Annotated in this window: 18 protein-coding genes and 1 pseudogene; 11 read left to right on the top strand and 8 right to left on the bottom strand. The window is 70.6% G+C overall.

What is annotated here, in order from left to right; genetic code table 11:
• Positions 1-95 precede the first annotated feature (95 nt).
• The 3 genes and pseudogenes from ABT360_RS26500 to ABT360_RS26490 all read left to right on the top strand — a co-directional run.
• Positions 96-695: pseudogene (locus ABT360_RS26500) on the top strand (hypothetical protein); the annotation flags it as partial.
• Between the two features lie 15 nt (positions 696-710).
• Complete coding sequence (locus tag ABT360_RS26495) at positions 711-2,624, top strand: fumarate reductase/succinate dehydrogenase flavoprotein subunit (protein WP_351821424.1); 1,914 nt, start codon at positions 711-713, stop codon at positions 2,622-2,624.
• Positions 2,621-3,391, top strand: a complete 771-nt coding sequence (locus ABT360_RS26490; RefSeq protein WP_351821421.1) for a succinate dehydrogenase/fumarate reductase iron-sulfur subunit — start codon at positions 2,621-2,623, stop codon at positions 3,389-3,391. Before ABT360_RS26495 ends, ABT360_RS26490 begins: the two co-directional genes overlap by 4 nt.
• 18 nt (positions 3,392-3,409) lie before the next feature.
• On the opposite strand, the gene ABT360_RS26485 is transcribed toward ABT360_RS26490, so the two are convergent.
• A complete protein-coding gene (locus tag ABT360_RS26485; protein ID WP_351821418.1) occupies positions 3,410-4,447 on the bottom strand; it encodes a hypothetical protein in 1,038 nt (345 codons plus the stop codon).
• A 111-nt stretch (positions 4,448-4,558) separates the two neighbouring features.
• Between ABT360_RS26485 and ABT360_RS26480 the strand changes: the two genes are divergently transcribed.
• Positions 4,559-6,700, top strand: a complete 2,142-nt coding sequence (locus ABT360_RS26480; protein WP_351821415.1) for a TPM domain-containing protein — start codon at positions 4,559-4,561, stop codon at positions 6,698-6,700.
• A gap of 50 nt (positions 6,701-6,750) precedes the next feature.
• Positions 6,751-7,464 carry a PspA/IM30 family protein gene (locus ABT360_RS26475; RefSeq protein ID WP_351821412.1) on the top strand — a complete coding sequence of 238 codons (714 nt, stop codon included), beginning with the start codon at positions 6,751-6,753 and terminating at the stop codon, positions 7,462-7,464.
• A 79-nt stretch (positions 7,465-7,543) separates the two neighbouring features.
• On the opposite strand, the gene ABT360_RS26470 is transcribed toward ABT360_RS26475, so the two are convergent.
• The 7 genes from ABT360_RS26470 to ABT360_RS26440 all read right to left on the bottom strand — a co-directional run bounded on the left by ABT360_RS26470 (position 7,544) and on the right by ABT360_RS26440 (position 15,803).
• Complete coding sequence (locus tag ABT360_RS26470) at positions 7,544-10,084, bottom strand: SpoIIE family protein phosphatase (protein ID WP_351821409.1); 2,541 nt, start codon at positions 10,082-10,084, stop codon at positions 7,544-7,546.
• Positions 10,085-10,232: 148 nt separating this feature from the next.
• The gene (locus ABT360_RS26465) at positions 10,233-10,661 is read right to left on the bottom strand and encodes an ATP-binding protein (RefSeq protein ID WP_351821406.1); all 429 of its coding nucleotides are present in this window, start codon (positions 10,659-10,661) and stop codon (positions 10,233-10,235) included.
• Positions 10,662-10,970: 309 nt separating this feature from the next.
• Positions 10,971-11,396, bottom strand: coding sequence for a (deoxy)nucleoside triphosphate pyrophosphohydrolase (locus ABT360_RS26460; RefSeq protein WP_351821403.1), 426 nt, complete (start codon positions 11,394-11,396; stop codon positions 10,971-10,973).
• A gap of 98 nt (positions 11,397-11,494) precedes the next feature.
• The gene (locus tag ABT360_RS26455; RefSeq protein WP_351821400.1) at positions 11,495-11,683 is read right to left on the bottom strand and encodes an SPOR domain-containing protein; all 189 of its coding nucleotides are present in this window, start codon (positions 11,681-11,683) and stop codon (positions 11,495-11,497) included.
• A 221-nt stretch (positions 11,684-11,904) separates the two neighbouring features.
• Entirely contained in the window at positions 11,905-12,657 is a 753-nt protein-coding gene (locus ABT360_RS26450; protein ID WP_351821397.1) for a GntR family transcriptional regulator, read from the bottom strand.
• A 245-nt stretch (positions 12,658-12,902) separates the two neighbouring features.
• Positions 12,903-13,937, bottom strand: a complete 1,035-nt coding sequence (locus tag ABT360_RS26445) for a DUF4190 domain-containing protein (RefSeq protein WP_351821394.1) — start codon at positions 13,935-13,937, stop codon at positions 12,903-12,905.
• Positions 13,938-14,225: 288 nt separating this feature from the next.
• Complete coding sequence (locus ABT360_RS26440) at positions 14,226-15,803, bottom strand: S8 family peptidase (protein WP_351821391.1); 1,578 nt, start codon at positions 15,801-15,803, stop codon at positions 14,226-14,228.
• 192 nt (positions 15,804-15,995) lie between these two features.
• On the opposite strand from ABT360_RS26440, the gene ABT360_RS26435 reads away from it, so the two are divergent.
• The 6 genes from ABT360_RS26435 (at position 15,996) to ABT360_RS26410 (ending at position 22,863) form a co-directional block, all read left to right on the top strand.
• Positions 15,996-17,108 carry a threonine synthase gene (locus tag ABT360_RS26435; RefSeq protein WP_351821388.1) on the top strand — a complete coding sequence of 371 codons (1,113 nt, stop codon included), beginning with the start codon at positions 15,996-15,998 and terminating at the stop codon, positions 17,106-17,108.
• 64 nt (positions 17,109-17,172) lie between these two features.
• On the top strand, positions 17,173-17,421 hold the full coding sequence (locus tag ABT360_RS26430) for an SCO4226 family nickel-binding protein (protein ID WP_351821385.1): 249 nt from the start codon (positions 17,173-17,175) through the stop codon (positions 17,419-17,421).
• A gap of 668 nt (positions 17,422-18,089) precedes the next feature.
• Positions 18,090-19,316, top strand: coding sequence for an ATP-grasp domain-containing protein (locus ABT360_RS26425; RefSeq protein ID WP_351821382.1), 1,227 nt, complete (start codon positions 18,090-18,092; stop codon positions 19,314-19,316).
• A gap of 21 nt (positions 19,317-19,337) precedes the next feature.
• Positions 19,338-20,396, top strand: a complete 1,059-nt coding sequence (locus ABT360_RS26420; protein WP_351821379.1) for an LLM class flavin-dependent oxidoreductase — start codon at positions 19,338-19,340, stop codon at positions 20,394-20,396.
• On the top strand, positions 20,393-21,616 hold the full coding sequence (locus ABT360_RS26415) for an ATP-grasp domain-containing protein (protein WP_351821376.1): 1,224 nt from the start codon (positions 20,393-20,395) through the stop codon (positions 21,614-21,616). The genes ABT360_RS26420 and ABT360_RS26415 overlap by 4 nt, the downstream gene beginning before the upstream one ends.
• A 2-nt stretch (positions 21,617-21,618) precedes the next feature.
• The gene (locus ABT360_RS26410; protein ID WP_351821373.1) at positions 21,619-22,863 is read left to right on the top strand and encodes an ATP-grasp domain-containing protein; all 1,245 of its coding nucleotides are present in this window, start codon (positions 21,619-21,621) and stop codon (positions 22,861-22,863) included.
• Positions 22,864-22,899: the final 36 nt, after the last annotated feature.

Below are 22,899 nucleotides of genomic sequence, written 5' to 3'. Positions count from 1 at the left end.
GGCCGAACGCGGCGAGGTCACCACCCCGGCATCCCCGGGCACCCCCGTCGAGAGCGCGGGCGAGCCCGGCGAGGGCTACGCCACCAAGCTCCGCAGCCGAGAACTGCGCGCCCATGAAGGACGGCCCCAACTGGGAGATCTTCGGCAGCTGGTGGGGCCTGTCCCCCGCCCTGCTGATCCTGATCTTCCCGCTCGGCTTCCGGCTGACCTGCTACTACTACCGCAAGGCCTACTACCGGGGCTTCTGGGCCTCGCCCCCGGCCTGCGCGGTCGCCGAGCCGCACAAGAAGTACACGGGCGAGACCCGTTTCCCGCTGATCCTGCAGAACATCCACCGGTACTTCTTCTACGCCGCGCTGCCGGTCGCCGGGATCCTGACCTACGACACCGTGCTCGCCTTCCGCGACGCGTCGTACGCGTGGGGCCACATGGGCCTCGGGACGCTGGTCTTCCTCGTCAACATCGTGCTCATCTGGGCGTACACGCTCTCCTGCCACTCCTGCCGGCACATCGTCGGCGGCCGGCTGAAGCACTTCTCGAAGCACCCCGTCCGCTACCGGCTGTGGGGCTGGGTCGGCAAGCTGAACGCACGTCATATGCAGCTCGCGTGGGCGTCCCTGCTCAGCGTCGCGCTCGCCGACTTCTACGTGTACCTGCTCGCCAGCGGTGCTTTCGACGATCCGCGCTTCTTCTAGAAAAGGTGCTCATCGATGACGCAAGCGGAACGGCAGCAATGGGACGTCGTCGTGGTCGGCGCCGGCGGGGCGGGGCTGCGGGCGGCCATCGAGGCGCGTGAGCAGGGCGCCCGTACGGCCGTGATCTGCAAATCGCTGTTCGGCAAGGCCCACACGGTGATGGCCGAGGGCGGCATCGCCGCCTCCATGGGCAACGTCAACGCCGGGGACAACTGGCAGGTCCACTTCCGCGACACCATGCGCGGCGGGAAGTTCCTCAACCAGTGGCGCATGGCGGAGCTGCACGCGCGCGAGGCGCCGGACCGGGTGTGGGAGCTGGAGACGTGGGGCGCCCTCTTCGACCGTACGAAGGACGGCCGCATCTCGCAGCGCAACTTCGGCGGCCACGAGTACCCGCGGCTGGCCCACGTCGGCGACCGGACCGGCCTGGAGCTGATCCGGACGCTCCAGCAGAAGATCGTCGCCCTCCAGCAGGAGGACTTCCGCGCCTGTGGGGACTACGAGGCCCGGCTGAAGGTCTTCCAGGAGTGCACCGTCACCCGTGTCCTCAAGGACGACGACGGCCGGGTCGGCGGGACCTTCTGCTACGAGCGCGAGTCCGGCCGCTTCTTCGTGCTGGAGGCGCCTGCGGTCGTCCTGGCGACCGGCGGGATCGGCAAGTCCTTCAAGGTGACGTCCAACTCGTGGGAGTACACCGGCGACGGGCACGCGCTGGCCCTGCTGGCGGGCGCGCCGCTGGTGAACATGGAGTTCGTGCAGTTCCACCCGACCGGCATGGTCTGGCCGCCGTCGGTGAAGGGCATCCTGGTCACGGAGTCGGTGCGCGGCGACGGAGGGGTGCTGCGCAACTCCGAGGGCAAGCGGTTCATGTTCGACTACGTCCCTGACGTCTTCAAGGACAAGTACGCGGAGTCGGAGGAGGAGGGCGACCGCTGGTACGAGGACCCGGACAACAACCGGCGCCCGCCCGAACTGCTGCCGCGTGACGAGGTCGCCCGCGCCATCAACTCCGAGGTGAAGGCGGGGCGCGGTTCGCCGCACGGCGGGGTTTTCCTGGACGTGTCCACACGGATGCCCGCCGAGACGATCCGGCGCCGGCTGCCGTCGATGTACCACCAGTTCAAGGAGCTGGCGGACGTCGACATCACGGCCGAGGCGATGGAGGTGGGCCCCACCTGCCACTACGTGATGGGTGGCGTCGCCGTCGAGTCGGACACGGCCGCGGCGGTCGGTGTGCCGGGGCTGTTCGCGGCCGGTGAGGTCGCGGGCGGTATGCACGGCTCCAACCGGCTCGGCGGGAACTCGCTGTCCGACCTGCTGGTCTTCGGGCGCCGTGCCGGGCTGTACGCGGCCCAGTACGCGAGTGGTCTGCCCGCCCGCCCGGTGGTGGCCGACACCCAGGTCCACGCGGCGGCCGCGGAGGCGCTGCGCCCGTTCAGCGGTGACAGTCCCACCGGGGCGGGCGAGCGGTCGGAGAACCCGTACACCCTGCACCAGGAACTCCAGCAGACGATGAACGACCTGGTCGGCATCATCCGCCGAGAGGAGGAGATGAAGCAGGCGCTGCGGACCCTGGCCGAGCTGCGGCTGCGGGCCCAGGGCGCGGGCGTCGAGGGGCACCGGCAGTTCAACCCCGGCTGGCACCTGGCGCTGGACCTGCGGAACATGCTGCTGGTCAGCGAGTGCGTGGCGCGCGCGGCGCTGGAGCGCACGGAGAGCCGTGGCGGGCACACGCGGGAGGACTGCCCGGCCATGGAGCGCGAGTGGCGGCGGGTGAACCTGCTGTGCCGCATCGCCGACCCCGATTCCTCGGAAGGGCAGATCGCCCTCGAACGCACGACGACCGAACCCATCCGTCCCGACCTGCTCGCCCTGTTCGACAAGGAGGAGCTGGTCAAGTACCTCGCCGAAGAGGAGCTCTACGAGTGACCAGCTATGACGCGAGCTTCCGGGTGTGGCGGGGCGACCCGGACGGCGGCGGACTGAAGGACTTCACCGTCGAGGTGAACGAGGGCGAGGTCGTCCTCGACATCATCCACCGGCTCCAGGCCACCCAGGCCCCGGACCTGGCGGTGCGCTGGAACTGCAAGGCGGGCAAGTGCGGTTCGTGCAGTGCCGAGATCAACGGCCGGCCACGGCTGATGTGCATGACGCGGATGTCGGTGTTCTCGCGGGACGAGGTCATCACGGTGACCCCGCTGCGCGCCTTCCCCGTCGTCCGCGACCTGGTGACGGACGTGTCCTTCAACTACGAGAAGGCCCGGGAGGTCCCGGCCTTCGTCCCGCCGCCGGGTGTGGCACCGGGTGAGTACCGGATGCAGCAGATCGATGTGGAACGTCCGCAGGAGTTCCGCAAGTGCATCGAGTGCTTCCTGTGCCAGGACACCTGCCATGTGGTGCGGGACCACGAGGAGAACAAGTCGGCCTTCGCCGGGCCGCGCTTCCTGATGCGCATCGCCGAACTGGACATGCACCCCCTGGACGCGGCGGCGGACTCCGGCCTCGACCGCAAGCGCACGGCGCAGGAGGAGCACGGGCTCGGCTACTGCAACATCACCAAGTGCTGCACGGAGGTCTGCCCCGAGCAGATCAAGATCACCGACAATGCGCTGATCCCGCTGAAGGAGCGGGCGGTGGACCGCAAGTACGACCCGCTGGTCTGGCTCGGCAACAAGATCACCCGCCGGAGGTCCTGACCCGGCCCCGGACACGACCTAGTGCCAGCCGGCCTTGTAGGCGGCCCAGTCCTCCTCCTTCGCCGCGAAGTCGACGTACAGCGCGACCCCGAACCGCTCCCGGTCGCGGTCCGTGCGCCCCAGCCCCAGCCGGGTGCCGCGGACCGCGGCCGCGACGGTCTCCGCCGACTCGTGGTGACCGAGGTCGTCCTCGTGGAAGAACGGCAGGCCCATCAGCAGGTCGGTGTCCTCGGGTGTCACCTCCAGCGCGAGCGAGGTCTGCTGGGCGACATAGCCGCCGTACATGCCCTCCAGCGGCATCCACGTGTCGTACGACATCACGGCTATCTGGTCGACCCGGCGGGCCACCTCCCCGAAGAACTCCTGCGACCACCACTTCTCGCTGCCGCTCAGCGCGCCGTTCACCGCGTGGGCCGCGGGCAGCGGGTCTATCTGGTGGGCGGCGACCGACAGGGGCGCCTTGCGGGCCCGCGTCACCCTGCCGAGGTCGTCGAGGAGCGAGAGGTAATTCCGGTCGTCGGAGAGCAGGGGCTCCAGGTCGAAGTGGACACCGTCGAAGCCCGCGTCCAGGATCTGCCGTGCCGAGCGCACGACGGCGGCCCTGGACTCGGCCCGCTCCAGCCGGAGCCCGTTCGGGCCCTCGGTGGCCAGCACGTCGCCGAGCCACGCCTGCACCCGTATGCCGGGCATCGTGCGGTGCACGGAGTCGATCAGCCACCGCGCCCTCGGATACCGCGCTGCGGGAAGCGTCCCGTCGTGCTCCAGCGGCCCGGCGTGGACGTACAGGTCCCGGATTCCCGTCCCCTTTGTCCGGGCGGCGAAGGCGGCGAGGTCGGCGTCCTTCTTCCGCCCGTCCACCCAGGCGTGCCCGAGCCAGATGGCGTCCTTGCCCCGGGTCTTCGTCCCCTCCTGCAGATCCCCCGCGTAGTTCACCCGCAACGCCGCCCAAGCGGCGAGCGGGGGCAGCGCGATCAGCACGGCCAGCACCAGCGCGACCCGCCTGGGCCACCTGAGCCTCGGACTCGCGAGCCTCGCCCGCAGCGCTCGTACGTTCACATCAAGCCCCCCGTCAGCGGTGCCGAACGATCTCCACACTAGCTTTCGCCACTGACAGTGACGAAAGGCGTCCGGTCGCGCACGCCCAAACACCGTCATAGCCTCACGAATGTGACACGGAGAGCCACCCCGGGCTTCCTCGCCGTCCTCCTCGGTGCACTGGTGGCGGCGTGGTGGCTGGTCCTGCCCGGCGCGCCGGGCGGCGCGCACGCCGACGATCCGGTCGACCTGTCCCGGCAGGGCCAGATCACCGACAAGGTCGCCGCCCTGGAAGGGCGCGAGCGGGACGTCAGCCAGGCGCTCGAAGAGCTCTACGAGGAACGGCGCGTGCAGCTCTTCGTGGTGTACGTACGCGATTTCTCCGGGCGCGCGGCGCAGGAATGGGCCGACGCCACCTCGGTCAGGAACGGACTCGGGACAGACGACGTCCTGCTCGCCGTCGCCACGCACGACCGGCAGTACGCCTACTCCGCCGACCCCGCCTCCCGCCTCACCCAGGCCGGCCTGGACGAGGTCGCGCGGACCGCCGTCGAGCCGGCGCTGCGGCAGAACGACTGGGCGGGGGCCGCGATCGGCGCCGCCCGGGGGTACGCCGCCGTACTCGCCGGGCGGCCGGTGCCCGCCCCCGCCATCACGCCCGGCCCGGCCGACCCGGGCGGCGAGGGCGGCGGTTCGGGCACCGACCTCGTCCTTCCCGTAGTGCTGCTCGTCGGGGCCGGCGCGGTCGCGGCGTACACGTACACCAAGCGCCGGCGGCGGACCGCGACGCGCACCACACCGCACGGCGCCGGTGAGGCGCGGTGGGGCCCGGCGCCGGAACCCTCCGTGGCGGACCTGGACACCCGCGCGCAGCGGGTGCTCGTCGACACGGACGACGCCGTACGGACGAGCGAGGAGGAGCTGGGGTTCGCCGTCGCGCAGTTCGGGGAAGAGGCGGCGAAACCCTTCACCGAGGCGGTGGCGTACGCGAAGGGTGAGCTGACCGCGGCCTTCCGGCTGCGTCAGCAGCTCGACGACGCGTACCCGGAGGACGAGGCGACCCGCCGCCGGATGCTGGAGGAGATCGTCGCCCGCTGTGGTGAGGCCGACCGGCGGCTGGACGCGGAGGCGGAGGCGTTCGACCGGCTGCGTGCCCTGGAGCGGACGGCGCCACAGGCGCTCGCCGCGGCGGAGTCGGCGTTCCGGGAGGTGAGCGGCCGGGCGGACCTGGCGGATGCCGCGCTCGTCGCGATGCGCGACCGGTACGCGGAGTCGGCCGCCGTGCCCGTGGCGGGCGGGGTCGAGCAGGCCAGGGACCGGCTCCTGTTCGTCTCGGCGAACCTGGAGCGGGCGCGGGAGGCGGTGCAAGGGGACGACAACGCCACGGCGGCGGTGCATGTGCGGGCCGCCGAGGGCGCTCTCGACCAGGCGGCGCGGCTCGTCGACGCCGTGGACCGGCGCGCCAGGGAACTGGCGGAGGCCGCGGGCAGGCTGCCGACCGCGCTCGCCGACACCGAGGCCGATCTCGCCGACGCCGGCGGGCGCTTGAACGGGACGGCGGACGGGGTGCCGATGGCCGATCTGAGGGGCCGGACCGCCCGCGCCGAGTCGGTCGTCGCGGACGTACGGGCCGCTGTCGAGGCCGGGCGGTACGACCCGATCGACGCGCTGCGCCGGGTCGAGGAGGCGGACGCCGCTCTGGACGAGGCGCTGGCGGGCGCGCGGGAGCGGGAACAGGGCTCGCGGCGGGCGCGGGCGCTCCTCGACCAGGCGATGCTCACGGCCAGCTCCACGATCGAGGCCGCGGCGGACTACATCGCGACGCACCGGGGGGCGGTCGGCGCTCAAGCCCGTACCCGGCTGGCCGAGGCGCACCGGCGGCTGGAGCGGGCGCGGGAGCTGGCGACGGCGGACCTCACGCCGGCCGGCGCGGGTGACGCACAGGGCGCGCTGGCCGAGGCGCAGCAGGCGGACGTGCTGGCCCGGCAGGCGCAGAGCCTCGCCGAGCAGGACGTGGGCGGGTACGGGAACGTGTTCGGGCCGGGCGGCGCCTCCGGGGCGGGAGGGGGCTCCGGACTGGGCGGCGCGGTGCTCGGCGGGATCCTCCTCGGCGGCCTGCTCGGCGGTGGCGGCCGAGGAGGCGGGGGGTACGGCGGGGGCTTCGGTGGTGGTTTCGGCGGAGGTTTCGGCGGGGGCAGGGGCGGAGGCGGCGGGCCCGGCCGCTTCGGCGGCGGGGGCACCCGCGGCCGGCTGGGCGGTGGCGGCCGGTTCTGACGGTCCCTGATTCATCGGCGTACAAGGATCGGCGTACAAGGAGACGTGCCATGACCAAGCAGACCATCCTCGGCCGGGTCGCCCAGCTGGCGAAGGCGAATGTCAACGCCCTGCTGGACCAGGCCGAGGACCCGCAGCTGATGCTGGACCAGCTCATCCGCGACTACTCCGCCAACATCAGCGAGGCCGAGCAGGCGGTGGCGAGCACCATCGGCAATCTGCGCCTGCTGGAGCAGGACCACCAGGAGGACGTGGACGCGGCCCGGGAGTGGGGCGAGAAGGCCCGGGCGGCCAGCGCGAAGGCGGACGAGCTGCGCGCGTCGGACCGGCCGGCCCTGGCGGACAAGTTCGACAACCTGGCGAAGGTGGCACTGGGCCGGCAGCTCCAGTCGGAGCAGGAGGCGCGGACCGCCGAGCCGACGATCGCCTCCCAGCGGGAGGTGGTCGACAAGCTGAAGTCCGGCCTGGAGGAGATGAAGGCGAAGCTGGGCCAGCTGCGGGCCAAGCGCGACGAGCTGGTGGCCCGCGCCACCTCGGCCCGCGCGCAGAACCGCATGATGGACGCGGTCAGGAGCATCGACCTGATGGACCCGACGAGCGAGCTGAGCCGTTTCGAGGACAAGGTACGGCGCGAGGAGGCGAAGGCCCTGGGCAAGCAGGAGCTGGCCGCCTCCTCGCTGGACGCCCAGTTCGAGCAGCTCGAGGGACTCGGCGACCGCGCCGAGATCGAGGCCCGGCTGGCGGCCCTGAAGGCGGCGGCCTGACGCCCGGGCGCGGGTCCGCCGGGCGCCTGGCGACACGCTCCCGTGGGCCCGGGCCCCGCACAGGGCCGGGCCGTGGGGGTCAGAACATGCTCAGCAGCTGGTCGACGGTCGGTTCCGCCGTGGCGTCACCGTCCGGGAGCGGCAGTTCGAACCAGACCGTCTTGCCGCGTGGGGTGCGGCGGGACCCCCAGCCGGCGCTGAGCAGTCCGACGAGCTGGAGGCCCCGGCCGCCCTCGTCGGTGTCGCGGGCCCGGCGCCGCCGGGGCTGGACGAGCCCCGCGTCCCACACCTCGCACACGAGGGTGCGGTCGCGCAGCAACCGGAGCCGTATCTCGCCCTCGCCGTAGCGCAGCGCGTTGGTGACGAGTTCACTGACGAGCAGTTCGACCGTGTCGACGAGCGGTTCGAGGTCCCAGGCGGTCAGCTGGGCACGGGCCAGCTCCCGGGCGCGCCCCACCGAACGGGGCTCGCGGGGCAGCCTCCAGTCGCCGACGGCCTCGGCGGGCAGCCCCTGGATGCGGGCCATCAGCAGGGCGATGTCGTCCTCGCCGTGCCGGGTGTCGAGGGTGTTCAGGACGTGGTCGCAGACGTCCTCCAACGGCCGGGCAGGATCGGTGAGCGCGCTGCGGAAGGCCTGCATGCCCTCGTCGAGGGGGTGGTCGCGGGACTCGACGAGCCCGTCCGTGTAGAGGGCGAGCAGCGCGCCTTCGGGAAGTTCCACCTCCACCTCCTCGAAGGGCTCGCCGCCGACGCCGAGGGGCATCCCGGGCGGGACGTCCAGCAGCAGCGCCGCCTCGCCCGGTTCGACGAGCACCGGCGGCAGGTGGCCGGCGTTGGCGAACGTGCAGCGGCGGGTGACCGAGTCGTACACGGCGTAGACGCACGTCGCCAGGTAGACCTCGGACAGCTCCGGACCGCGTGTCTGGGTGGCGACCCGGGAGGCCTGCCCGCCTCCGGTGGGGGTGCCGAGGCCCCGGGCGATCTCGTCGAGGTGGGAGAGCACCTCCGCAGGCTCCAGGTCGAGCTGGGCCAGGGTGCGTACGGCGGTACGGAGTTCCCCCATGGCGACGGCGGCCCGCAGCCCGCGCCCCATCACGTCACCGACGACCAGGGCGGTGCGGTGGCCGGGCAGCTGGATGACGTCGAACCAGTCGCCGCCGACCTCGGTGGCGGTGTTGCCGGGCAGGTAGCGGCAGGCGATGTCCAGACCGGCGGCCTCGGGGTCACCGGGCGGGAGGAGACTGCGCTGGAGGATCAGGGCACGTTCGTGCTCCCGGCGGTAGAGGCGGGCGTTGTCGATGCAGACCGCGGCGCGGGCGGCCAGCTCGACGGCGAGCGCCCGGTCCCGTTCGCCGAAGGGCTCGCTGCCCTTGGTGCGGGAGAACTGCACCAGTCCCACGACGGTGTCGTGGGCGACCATCGGCACGACGAGCGTGGACTGCACGAGGCTGCCGTCGACGCCGGGGATGCTGCGCAGCCGGCCGGTGCGCAGGGCGCTCGCGCAGGGTGAGTGGAAGGGGTAGCGGTGGATGGCGCCCATGTCTATGGGTGCCGTTTCGCAGCAGCCGGGCGTGGCACCGGGGTTCACCAGCGGGGCGTCGGAGACGGCGCTGGCGAAGGCGACCCTGCGCAGTTCGGCGCTGGCCCCGTCGGCCCTTCCCGGTGGCGCCTCGTCGCCGGAGAGCAGCCCCTGGTAGAGGTCGACGGAGGCGAGGTCGCAGAAGCCGGGTACGGCGACGTCGAGGAGCTCGCGGGCGGTGGTCTCCAGGTCGAGGGAGTTGCCGATGCGGGCGCCGGCCTCGTTGAGGAGGGCCAGGTTGCGGCGGGCGCTGGCGGCCTCGCGGGCGGCGATCTGGCGGCGGGTGACGTCGGTGCCCAGTCCGGCGACGCCGACGGGCCGGCCGGAGCCGCTGTGCACCCGGTAGAGGTTGACCGACCAGTGCCGGCGTTCGGTGCTGCCGGGCACGGCGCCGGTGAGCTGGAGGTCGGTGACGGACTCGCCGGTCTCCAGTACCCGCCGCAGTGCGGCGGTCATCCGCTCGGCCTCGGAGCGGGAGAGGTAGTCGTGGACGGTACGGCCCCGGTGGTCCTCGGCGGAGCCGCCGAAGACGGTCGCGAAGCGCTGGTTGGCGCGCTTGACCGTGAGGTCCGTGTCGAACAACAGGAAGCCGAAAGGGGATTGACCGAAAATCGCCTGTGAAGCGGCGAGGTCCGTCTCAATCCGCCGCAGTGCGCGTACGTCGACGACGATGCAGAGCGCGCCCTTCTCGCCGCTCTCGGTCTCACTCGGCATCACATAGACCTCGGCGATCCCGCGCGCCCGCCGCTCCCCCGGCACCCGGAACGGGACCAGGCCCGTCCACTCCTTGCCGTCGAGGATCTCGGAGACCTTCCGGTGGCCGCGCGAGCGCAGCTCGGTCGGCATGAACGCCTCGACCGGGTCCTTGCCCCTGACCTCCTCGGCGGTGATGCCGAACAGGTCGGAGGCACGAAGGCTCCACTGGTCGACCAGCCCGTCGGGGCCGATCGAGAAGGAGGCGACCCTGATGTAGTCGTAGATCGAGCCAGGCGGACTGCTCTGCCACACGACGCCGTTCGCCGTCTCAGATATCTCGCTCACGCGACCGTCCCCTCCAGCTCACCGCACCGGACCGGCCATTCCCGCAGTATTCAGCACTACGGCCCCCGTCGGCACGCCGTTCACGATCACAGGGTGGTCTCGTTCGTTTTGAGCCGAGCCCGGAGGTGATCGTTGTCCCTTCCCTCTTCTAACCAGGCAGGGCCAGCTCGAACCACACCGTCTTGCCCGACCTGCCCTTTCGGGTCCCCCACCGGCGGGCGGAACACGCGACGAGCTGCAGCCCGCGGCCCCCTTCGTCGTCCGGGCCGGCGACGCGCTCCAGAGGTGGATCCGGAAGCGGATCGGAGACCTCGACCAGCAGCGCGGGCTGCGACGGGAAGGGCTCCTCGTCGGAGTGCAGCCGGATCAGTCGGACCCCGATGGGGCCGGAGGCGTAGCGCAGGGAATTGGTCACCAGCTCGCTCACCAGCAGCACGGTCATGTCGCAGATCGCCGAGTCCAGCCGCCAGGCGCGCAGCGCGTCACGGACCGCGTGGCGGGCGGCGCGTACGGCGTCGAGTTCAGCCGGAAAGGCCCACTCGGCGCACTCGCCTTCGGTGTCGATCACGCCGACCACTTCCCAGACCGAGCAGCAGACCCACGTCCAATTTCGGTGGGTTAATCAGCACATACCCGATATTCGAGGCGGGCTATCGCCGTAGTGGGCGCATGGTGGCACGAACGGCGTACACGCCGGGCGCGCGCTCATCACCGAGTCCCCGCGCCCGCGCACGTCGCCCGCTCCGGGAGGCGGCCCCTCCCCGGGTCCCCTCCTCGGGGCCGCTCCTCGTTGCCGCTCCTCATTGCCGCCTCGGGGGTGCTCCTCGTTGCCGCCGCGGGACCCTTCCCCCGGGGCGCGGCGTAGGGCCCGGTGGCGGGCGGGGTGTCAGGCCGGGTCGCCGAGATGGCCGGTGGCGGAACCAGTGGGCAGCCGGCGCGCAACCTCCGCCACGGCGGGACGGTCCTGATCCAGCCAGTCGACAGTGTCCAGTTCGTGCCGGTACAGCCAGCGCAACTCGTCGTGATCCTCCAACGGGCGCGGCTCACCGGAGATCAGCCGGGCCGTCCACACCTGGAGTACGTAACCGGGCGCCAGCGGCCATTCCCCGGGGATCCGTTCACCCGGCTCCGTCTCCACGCCCAGCTCTTCGCGCAGCTCACGCACGAGGGCCTGCCGGGCGGTCTCCCCCGGCTCCAGTTTGCCGCCCGGCAGCTCCCACCGGCCGGCGAGCTGCGGAGGGGCACTACGGCGCGCGGCCAGCAGCCGCCCCCGGTCGAAGACGGCCCCGGCCACCACCACACGATCTGTCATGCGCCGGAGCGTAACGCGCGGCGGACCGGCGCCCTGGTCCGCGGTCGACCCGGTCACCGCGGTCGACCCGGTCACCGCGGTCGGCGCGGCCGGCTCCGTCAGCGCGGTCGGCTCACGGGCTGACCCACGCGCTCCACCCAGTAGAGCTGCTGGTGTCCGCGCGTATCGAGACTGTCGGCGATCTTCTGCGCCTCGTCCCGCGTCGCGTACCTGCCCACCCGGTAGTGGTTGCCGTTGTCGTCCTGCCGGATCACCAGCCAGGGAAGGACCGCGCCACTCTCACTCATCACGCCTCACCCTCCGCCGGCCTGCCCGCTTCTAAGCATCCCCACGAAACCGCAATCCGCATATGCCTGAGCGTACGCCTGACCTTTACTGAGCGGATACGTGTTTTTACAAAGAGGTACGCATCCGGCCAGGAACGCGGTGCGGAAAGGGGGCGCACCCGGCCGGGTGCGCCCCCTTGCGCGGAGCCATGCGGGACTGACGGCCCGTCAAAGCCGCCCGGTCACCGGACCGGGAGGTGATAGGCGATCCGGTAGCGGTCGGCCGGCACGACCACGTCGGCCGTCTCGACCGCCCTCCCCGAGGCGTAGTACGTCCGCTCCACCACCATCACCACATGACCGGGCACGCCCCCGAGCGTCAGGAGCTCCTCCGCCAGCCCCGGCCTCGCACCGACCTCCTCCACCACGTTGTCCACGACGATGTCGATCGCGGCCATCCGCTCGACGACCCCGCAGCCGCCCAGCGGCCCTTCCTCGGGCAGCATGACGGGCGTACGCCCGGTGACGGCGAGCGGCTCCCAGGAGGTGGAGAGCATCATCGGCTCCCCCGCTCCCCGGAAGACGTACCGCGTGCGCATCACCCGCTCCCCCGGCTCGATGCCGAGACGCCCGGCGATCGTGGCGCTCGCCGGCTCCTGCTCGCTGCTGGACTCCCAGGTGCCGCGTGCCCCCTCGGCCGCCTGCTCCTGCCGGAAGGGGTTGGCACCGGTGGTCAGCCCGTAGCCGGAGCGGGCGATCCGGCGCGGCACGGGTCGCTCCCGGACATACGTCCCCGACCCCGAGCGGCCTTCGACGAGCCCCTCGGCCATCAGCACCTTGCGGGCCTCCAGGGCGACGGTGTCCGAGACGCCGTACTCCTCGCGGATGCGGGCCTGCGAGGGGAGCCGGGTGTGGGGCGGGAGCGAACCATTGACGATCTTTTCCCGGAGATCGCTCGCAACGCGCAGATAAGCGGGCTGCTCACCGAAGGTCACGGGCCACTCCCATCAGGTTGACAGACAGCAACAGCCTGGCAACCGTGGGTTGCCCGCCGCAAGCATGGGCCAGGGTTTCACTCGAAGTGATGACCGCTGTTTGAGCACCTGCTCGCCATGGGTATCGGGCGGTAACACCGGCGCCCGGACGAGACCTCTCCCGCGCCCTGGCCCACCACCGCACCTGCCCCGGCCCCACACCGCACGGCGGCGCGTCCCCGCACCGCACCGGCCCCCTGCCTGGCTCAGGAGGTGCCCGTGGGCTCCTCCGGCGGCGTGACGGCCAGCTTCAGAGCGCCGCGCACCTTCAGACCCAGGTCGGCCGGGAGCCCGTCGTACGCGGGGTCGTAGTGCTCCCAGAAGGTGTCCGGATCCGTGGCGGCCGCCATCTTCGCCCAGTGCTCACGGGCCGCCTCCAGCTCCTCGACCAGGTCCGCCACCGGCTTCTGCGCACCGGCCGGCCACTGGTGGCCCTTCAGCTGCGTGATCGCCCCGCTCAGCTTCTCCGACACGTTCCCGGCCCAGGCGACATTGGCCCCCTGGTCCTCCTCGACGTCGGCCTCCGGCTCCGTCAACAGGGCGGCGTCGATCCCGTTCATCGGCTTCAGGAAGGCGGCCTGGTGCTCGTCCAGGGTCGTCTCGTCAGTGCGCACCGAGCCGGTGAGCTTGCCCTTCTCGGCGGCGAAGGAGCAGGTCACGGCGCGGTCACCGAGGGCCCAACTCTCCTTGCTCGGCTGGTAGTAGTACATCCAGGCGTTGTCCGGGACCGCCCAGGTGTCCAGCGCGTACGCGCTGTTGAGCTCCTCGCAGCGCTTTTCGGCGATCGGCTCGATGGGCTTGTCACCGGGCCACGTGTCGAACTCGGTGATCTTGAAGCTGCCGGTTATCTCACCGTCGTGCGGCTTGGCGCAGTCGACGATCGTGACGTCGACGGTCTCCACCTCGATGGCGCCGCCCGGACTGTTGAAGCACTGTCCCTTGCGCAGGTCGAAGGTCGAGCGCGTGCGCGACACCTCGTCGGCGGCGTCCCGCACGCCGTCGACGGCATCGCGGAACGTCCCCGTTGTGAACCCGGCCACCACCAGCAGCGTGCTGGCCAGGGAGAGGGCCATGCCCGTGACGGCCAGCCCCTTGCCCCGTTCACCCCGCTTCTTGATCCGCCCGAGCGCGAACCCGCCCAGGATCATGCCGAGCGGAGGGAGCAGGCACACGATGCCGGTGACGAGGGAGGCGATGGCGAGTCCGTTGACGTTCGCCGGGGGCGGCATCGGTCCGGGCATGCCGTAGAGCGGCGGGGGCATGTGCGGGTGCGGCTGCTGGGGCGGGGGCCAGCCCTGGGGGGACCCCTGAGGCGGCCCCTGGGGGGATCCCTGGGAGGACGGTTCCACGGTTTTCGGTGCTCCTGTCGGGGGCGGGACGAATCGAATGCGCGCGCGGCTGGCGCATCGTACGCGGTCGGAGACAGGAGGCGGAATGCGGGCGACGAACGGAATATTCGCCGCATTCAACGCAAAGAGGAGAGGCGGCCGCCATGGCGGCGACCACCTCCCCTCACTCACTCACCCGCTTCAGAACTGCAGGGCCCAGGAGTCGATCTTGCCGGTGTCGTAGCGGGCGTTGTCGCTCACCCGCAGCTTCCACGTCCCGTTCGCGACCTCGGAGGAGGCGTTGACCGTGTACGTGGTGTTGATGTTGTCGGCGCTGCCGCCCGTGCCATAGCCCTTGAGCGTGTACGCCGTGCCGTCAGGTGCGATCAGCTGCACTTGGAGGTCGCCGATGTACGTGTGAACGATGTTCACGGGGACCTGGAGGGCTGACGGAGCGTTGCCCGGGACACCGCTGACGGTGACCGGGGACTCGACGGTGGCGTTGTCGTTGATCGCGTAGTCGGCGGTGTTCTCGAAACGGTTGCCGGGCGGCGGCGTGGTTCCGCCGTCACCCACGTACAGCAGGCGGTTCGGGGAGCCGGTGCCCGGGTTGCCGACCACGCCGCTGGTGGCGGCGGAGGTGAGGGCGGTGGCGACCTGCGACGGGGTGGCCGTCCGGTTGTTCGCCAGGTAGAGGGCCGCGGCGCCCGCGACGTGCGGGGTGGCCATCGACGTACCGGAGATGGTGCTCGTGGCGGTGTCGTTGGTGTTCCACGCGGAGGTGATGGAGGAGCCGGGCGCGAACAGGTCCACCACGCTGCCGTAGTTGGAGAAGCTGGAACGCGCGTCCGTGTTGGTGGTCGAGCCGACCGTGACCGCCTCGGTGACGCGGGCGGGAGAGGTGCTGGAGGCGTCACGGCCGTCGTTGCCCGCCGCGATGGCGTAAGTGACGCCGGAGGCTATGGAGTTGCGCACGGCGGTGTCGAGGGCGGAGTCCGCGCCGCCGCCCAGGCTCATGTTGGCCACGGCCGGCTTGACGGCGTTCCGGGTCACCCAGTCGATACCGGCGACCACCTGGGCGGTGGTGCCGGAGCCGGAGTTGTTGAGCACGCGGACGCCGACGATCTTCGCCTTCTTGGCCACACCGTAGGAGGACCCGGCGACGGTGCCGGCGACGTGGGTGCCGTGACCGTGGCCGTCCTGTGCCGTGTTGTCGTTGTCGATGGCGTCGTAGCCGTAGGAGGCCCGCCCGCCGAAGTCGCTGTGCGTGATGCGTACGCCGGTGTCGATGATGTACGCGGTGACGCCCTCGCCGGCCGGCTCGGGGTAGGTGTAGCTCTGGTTGAGCGGCAGGGCGCGCTGGTCGATCCGGTCCAGGCCCCAGGAGGGCGGGGAGGGTTGTGTGCCGGTGACCGTGAAGACGCGGTTCTGTACGACGGAGTCGACGGCCGGGTCGGCGGCGAGCTTCTTCGCCTGGGCCTCGGACAGCTCGACGGCGTAGCCGTTGAGGGCGGAGGCGTACGTCCTCTCGATCTTCGCGCCGTAGCGCGCGGCGATGGCCTTGCCCGCCCTGGACTCGGCGTCGGCGGCGGACTCGTCGAGGGTGACGATGTAGCTGCCCGCGACGGCGCCGGGGGCTCCGGCGTTCTCGATCACACCTTCCGGGGCGGCCGCGGCCGCGGTGGCCGGGAGGGCGGAGAGGGTGCCGAGCGCGAGGGCGGCGACGACGGTGGCGCCGGCTGCGGCCAGTCTTCGCCGCGGGGTACGCATCACTGACATGTGAGGGGTCCTCCTCATTGGTGGTGCGTTGCTGTGGGGGTTTGCGACAGGGGCATGACAAACAGCACCGCCGGGTACGCGGCGTTGGGGAAATGCGCCTGTCGAGCGAAAGATTGACCGATCCATAGGAATCGCACAAGGGTCCTGACGCGCCGGTAACAGCCGTGCCACGCAACTGACATGCTGGCCGTTATGACGATCAAGACGGCCTACGTGTGCCCACGATGCGGTGCCGGATCTTCCGTATCGGCACTGACCTGGTGCTGTCCGGAATGCGGGGGTCCTTGGGACCTGGATTTCACCGCCGCCCCCGTACCCCTGGCGTCGCTCCCCGCCCGAGTCGGTTCACTGTGGCGGTACGAGGAGGCACTGCCGCTCTCCGACCCTTACTGCACGCTCGGCGAGGGCCGCACCCCGCTCGTCCGCCTCACGGACACGGTCTCCGTCAAGCTCGACTTCCTGATGCCCACCCTGTCGTTCAAGGACCGCGGCGCCGTCATGCTCGCCGAGCTGGCCCGCCGCCTCGCCCCGCGCCGCGTGATCGCCGACAGCAGCGGCAACGCGGGCACCGCCATGGCGGCGTACTGCGCCCGCGCGGGGCTGGACTGCACGGTGTACGTCCCCGAGGGCACCTCACCCAAGAAGGTGGAGCAGATCCGGGCACACGGGGCACGGCTCACGGTCGTCCCCGGGGACCGGGAGGCCACCGCGCGGGCCGCGCGCGAGGCCGCCGGCGAACCGGGCACCTTCTACGCCTCGCACGTCTTCAACCCGTACTTCCTGCACGGCACGAAGACGTACGTGTACGAGCTGTGGGAGGACCTCGGCGGGCGGCTGCCCGACACGCTCGTCGTGCCCGTCGGCAACGGCACCCTGCTGCTGGGCGCCGCCCTCGCCACGGCCGAGCTGTACGCGCACGGCCTCATCCCGTCACGCCCCGCCCTGGTGGCCGTGCAGGCGGAGGCGGTGGCGCCGCTGGCGGAGGCGTTCCACGCGGGCGCCGACGACCTGCGCGCGCCCGCGCCGGTGCGGGCCACCCTCGCCGAGGGCATCGCCATCCCGAACCCTCCGCGCGCCCGCCAGATCCTGCGGGCCGTACGCGAGTCGGACGGCACCTTCCTCACGGTGACGGAGGACCAGATCCGGGCGGCACAGCTCGACTTGGCCGCCCGTGGGTTCTTCGTCGAGTCGACGGGCGTGGCGTGCTGGGCGGCGATCACCGCCGAGCCGCGCGCCGGCAGCACGGTGGTGCCGCTGTGCGGCGCGGGCGCGAAAACGGGCCTGGCCGGTTCCCGCGCCACATGAGCCCCACGGGTGCAGCATGGAAGAGGGGCCCAAAATCGAACAGCCACCCGGAGGTGCGGGAGCCATGGGCACATACATGGACGTCCACCGAGGAATGAAGGGCATCACGTCCGAGCAGCTCAGCGAGGCGCATCAGGCGGACCTCGCCATAGAGAAGGAAGAAGGGGTGCACTTCGAGCGCGCCTGGGCGGACCCGGAATCGGGCACGGTGTACTGCCTGTCCACCGGCCCCTCGGCCGATGCCGTCCTGCGTATCCACGAACGCACCGGCCACGCCGCCGACGAGATCCACGAGGTGCCGCTCTCGGTGTGACGCCGGGGTGACCTCACAGGGGCAGGCCTTGCAGCGCCTGCCCCTCCTGCTGCCGGGCAACCGCGCGCAGCCACCGACCACGGCGCTGCCGCGTGGGCCGCCCAGTGAGCAGCGCCACACTCTCGTACTTTCGCGACGGTGCCGCCGCTTCCGCTTCTACCGGCGGACGGGAGCCGTTCACCGCCTTCCCACCTCAAAGCCGCAGGTCACGAATCCGGGCCGGGTGATAAATCCCGACCTTGCTTCACGAAATCAGACATAGACGACGATCATCGCAGTCGAATTGATGCGAAGATCGGTTGACCTTTGAACCGCTGACCAGTTGACCTTGAAGCGCGCCAGCCATTAGTCTCTCGCTCATTGAACGGGAAAGTTGTCGGTACTAAGAGGCGACACGGGGGGCCCGGATTGTTGACCTACTTTTGCGCTCGGATCAGTGGCGCGTAGACCCATCTTGAGGTACGCGCCCAAGGGCTGACCACCCCATGAAATCCGGGCGGCCTCACTCATCGGCTTCGCGACGTCTCGCGGCCTCATGTCATCACTCGTGCCCATGACGACGGCGAATTCCGCCGTTGCTGGGACCTGGTCGCGAGTGTTCTCCATGCGAACCATCGCCGAGCATCAGAGCTAGATTTTGAGGAACTTCTGTGTCTTATCGTGTCCTGGTGGTGCAGCCGGCGTTCTCTGCGAACGCATACGTCACTCATGCCCGTTCCCTCGGTTGGGACGTCATAGTGGCCTCCCACGAAAGCGAAGGCCGCAGAGTCGCCGACGCTGTGCGATCTCTCGCTACGGAGATAATCACGGTGGACACCAATGACAGCGCCGCTCTGGAGGCGGCTGTCGTTCAAGCTCACCAGCGGAACGCCATTCACGCTGTTGTCGCCGGCGGCGAATACTACGTGCCGGCCGCCGCGCAGCTGTCCGCCCGGCTCGGTCTGCCCGGCCTGAACCCCGCTGCCGTCGACCAGGTCCGGCACAAGGCGAGAATGCGCGAGGCGGTGGCCGCGGCCGGGCTGGAGGTGCCGAAGTTCACCGTGGTCCGCGCTCTGGCGGACGTCGACGAAGCGTGTGCGTACGTGGGCTTCCCCGCCGTCATCAAGCCGGTCGATTCCGGTGGCAGCGTCCATGTCTCGCGCGTCGACACCCCGGAAGAGGTGCGCGCGGCGGTGACCGCGATGCACGCCGAAGAGGGGCTCGAGTTCGACCGGCCCCTGACCACCGACGCGATCCTCGAACAGTACGTGCCCGGTACGGAGTTCAGCGCCGACGGTTATGTGCGCGACGGCGACGTGGTCGTCGTGGCGGTGACCCGGAAGCTGCTCGGACCCGAGCCGCGTTTCCTGGAGCTGGGGCACCTCACGCCGGCCCCGCTCGACGAGTCCACCCGCCATGAGCTGGCGTCGTACGCGTCGGGCGTCGTCAAGGCGGTGGGGATCACGACAGGGCCGTTCCACTGCGAGCTGCGTCTCAGCGATGGCCGCCCGGTCCTCATGGAGGTGGCCGCGCGCCTGCCCGGTGACAAGATCACCGACCTCATGGAAATGGCCACCGGCCTGGTGCTGCCCGGGAAGGTCCTCGCGGATATCACCGGCTCCGATTCCGCGAATGCGGGGGCGTACCGGGAACCTGTCGCGAAGGCGGCCGGGATTCGCTTTCTGACGGCGGGCGGAGCGGGTTCGTACGCGCGGCTCGACGGCTGGGAGGAACTGACGGCCGAGCCGTGGGTGGTGGCGAGCCCCGTCCTTGTCGAACCGGGCGCCGGGATCAAGACGGATGAAGCGGACTACAGCTGCCGGATCGCCGCCGTCGTATTCACAGCGGATTCCCCTGAAGAAGCCCACGAACGCTGGTGCGAAATCGGTGACCGCGTGCGCGTGCTCGGCGCCTGAAAATTGGAAGGGAAAACAAATATGGACGCTCTGCGCTTTCACTGGTGCTCACCCCCCGACACAGGGCAGGCGACGCCGACGGATACGTATAAGATCGGCGCGCTCGACATGGGTGAAGTCATCGACTTCGTCCAGGAGGCCGAAGAGCTCGGCGTCGACAGCCTGCTGTTCGGAATATCCAACTACCTGCCCGATCCGCTCCCGGTGCTCGGTGCTCTCTCGCAGGTGACGGAACGCGTCAAATTCATGCTCGCGTACCGCCCGGGTCTGATGTCGCCGACGCTCTTCGCGCAGGTCGTCAACACCTTGTCCTGGATGACGGACGGGCGTATCTCCCTGAACATCGTGTCCGGGATATCGCCGGCGGAGCAGGCCGGTTATGGCGATTTCCTCAGCCATGACGAGAGGTACGCGCGGTGCAATGAGTTCCTTGAGATCATCCGTGGTCTCTGGGAAGGCGAGTCGCCGCTGAGCTACGACGGGCAGCACTACACCGTCAAGGACGCGGCGCTGGGCCTCGGCCACAAGGGCGGCGGGCGACCCGAGATCTACATCAGCGGGGCGTCCGGTGTGGCCCAGCAGACGGCGCTGGCCTCCGGTGACTGCTGGCTGCGCTACGGGGACACCCCTGAGGGGATCGCACAGGCGAGCCGGCCGCTCATCGAAGGCGGCTGCCGGGTGGGCACCCGTATGCACGTGCTGGCCCGGCCCACTCGCGAAGAGGCGGTGGCCGAGCTCGCCCACCTCATGCGCAATCCGGATGAGGACCACGAGGCGTGGATCCGTCAGTGGGTGAACACGACCGACTCCGAGGCCGTGAAGTCCTCCTACCGGCTGGCGGAGGGTGCGACCGACGAATGGTTGTCGCCCTACATCTGGACCGGTGCCGTGGCCTACCGCGGCGGTCCGGCGCTGTGCATCGTGGGCAGTTACGAAGAAGTGGCCCAGTACGTTCACAGCTACAAAGCCGCGGGCATCAGTGAGTTCATCTTCTCCGGATGGCCGACCCGGGACGAGATGAGGAACTTCTTCACTCATGTGGTCCCCCTGATCCGGCGCCTCGAAGAGCAGGCCTCATGACTGAGCGCGGTGACCGCGAACTGCTGCTCGTCGGCGTCGGGTTCATGGGCCGCCCGTACGTGGCGGCCGCCCGGCGACTGGGCCTGCGCGTACGCGCCATCGAGGCGCACGACTGGGCTGGTGCGATCGAGGACCTGGTCGATGCCGTCGAGCCGAGCCACGGCAGGTACGGCTCGCTGGACGAGCTGTGGGCCGAGACCGTCCACGCCGCCGTGCAGGCGCATCGGCCGACCGGAATCCTCGGGTTCACCGAGTCGCACGTCCTGGGAGCGGCCATGGCTCAGGACCGTTTCGGTCTGCCGGGACCGTCGCTCCAGGCGGCCGTGATCTCGCGGAACAAGGCATTGCAGCGCGGACGCTTCCGCGCCCACGGGATCGGCCAGCCCGAGTACCTCCTCACGGACGACCTGGCGGCTTCGGCGGAGTGGGCCGGCGCTCACCTTCCCGTGGTGGTGAAACCGCTGTCGTCGGCCGGCAGCGACGGCGTGGAACTCGTGGCCGACGCCGCCGCCTTCGAGAGCGCCGCGGTGCGGCGGGCCTCGGAGCGGCCGCTGTTGGTGGAAAGCGCGCTCGAAGGACCCGAGTACAGCTGGGAAGCCCTGGTTCGTGACGGCGAGATCTGGTTCGCGAACCTGACCGCGAAGACCACGACGGGCGCGCCCCACTTCGTCGAGCTCGCGCATCGGGCCGCGGTGTCCCTGGCGGCGCCGGACGCCGAGCGTGTCGCCGAACTCGGCCGGTCCGTCCTCTCGGCCATCGGGATGCGCACCGGAATCGTCCATCTCGAGTTCCGGCTCACGCCTTCAGGACCTGCCGTGATGGAGGTCGCGGTCCGTACCCCCGGCGACTACATCATGGAGCTGTGCTCCCTGGCGTACGGGATCGACTGGCACGAGATGGTGGTGCGACTCGCCGTCGGTGCCGAACTGCCACCGCCGCCGGAGGGGCCGGTGCGGCACTCGGCCAGCCTGTTCGTGGTCTCCGACCCCGGCGAGGTGGTCGCCCTCGACGGCCTGGACGCGGTCCGCGCCCACCCGGCCGTCGTGGACGCCGCGTTCAAGGTGGCGGTCGGCGACACCGTCGGACGGGCCTCCTCCTCCCTGCAGCGGACCGCGTACGCGGTGCTCGCGGCGGATTCGCCCGAGGAACTGGAAGAAGCGATCGCGTTCACCCGGCGAACACTGTCGATCAAGACGGTTCCCGCGGCGACTGAGGAGTGACCGTGCACATTGTTGTCGTCAATCGCTGGCCGAGGTTCCCTGACGGACAGCGCTGGGACTTTTCGCTCGGCCGCTTCGAGGAGCTCATCGACCACGAGCGGCATCGCGTCAGTTACGTGGTCGACCCGGTCGGCGCCACGGGCGTTCTCGCGGATCCCTCGCAGATCGCCAGTCTCGTCGAGATCGACGACGTCAACGACTTCGAGGCGCTCTGCGGAGCGGTCCGGAAGGTCGCGGACCAGGTGGGCCCGGTCGATCGGCTCATCGCCGTGTCCGAGTTCACGCTCGGCATCGCGGCCGAGGTCCGCGAGGCGCTCGGCATCCCCGGCCCGCGCCCCGAGGAGGTGGCGGTCTACCGCAACAAGCTGAGGATGAAGGAACTGGTCGCGGAGGCCGGCATACGCGTGCCTCTCTTCGCTTCCTGCGACAGCGCCCAGTCCGCGGTGACGTTCGCCCGGACGACCGGGTTCCCGCTGATTCTCAAGCCGGTGTCCGGGGCGGCGAGCATGGGAGTGCACCGCGTCGACGACGAGGACACGCTCACGACGCTGCTGGGGCAGGTCGACACCGGCGACTATGAACTCGAGGAGTTCATCGACGGGCCCATCTACCATGTGGACGGATTCGCGGGCGAGGACGCGCAGATCCCGTTCATGGCGGTGTCCCGCTACATCAACGACTGCCTTTCCTTCGAGGCCGGCGGGCAGCCGCTCGGTTCCGTCGTCGTTCAAGCGTCCCCGTTGCGGAGCCGCATAGAAGAGTTCGCGCAGCGATGCGTGTCGGCTCTCGGCATGACCTCCATGCCGTTCCACCTCGAACTCTTCGTCACTCCGGACGGAGACCTGGTCTTCCTGGAGATCGCCGGCCGCATCGGCGGGGCAGAGGTTCCGTATCTCACGGAAAAGCTTTTCGGAGTCAATCTTTTCCAGCCCTGGCTCGACGCGCTCTGCGAGGGGCGGGTGACGCTCCCGCCCAGGACGGGCGATCCGTCGGGCGGCTGGCTGATCATCCCGAAACCGAATGGGCTGCCGGCACGGGTCGTCACGGTGACTTCGATGCGCGAGGACTTCGGGACGATCTGGCGCGAGTTGGTGCCGAGCCCCGGTGACGTCCTGGCGCCGGGGGGCAGCTATGACGCGGTGCACAGCGGGCGGTTCATCCTGATCGGGGACGAGGCGACCGTGGAACAGGACATTCGGAAGATCATCGCTGGTTTCCACATCGAGACGGTTCCAGTGTCGGAGTGAAAGTCTCGCGCCGAGCTGCTGCCGGCGGAGCCCAAG

It is taken from the genome of Streptomyces sp. NPDC000229 (assembly GCF_040300825.1).
GTDB lineage: Bacteria > Actinomycetota > Actinomycetes > Streptomycetales > Streptomycetaceae > Streptomyces.
Note: the sequence above shows the minus strand (reverse complement) of the source record. Positions and strands in the feature narration are given on the sequence as shown.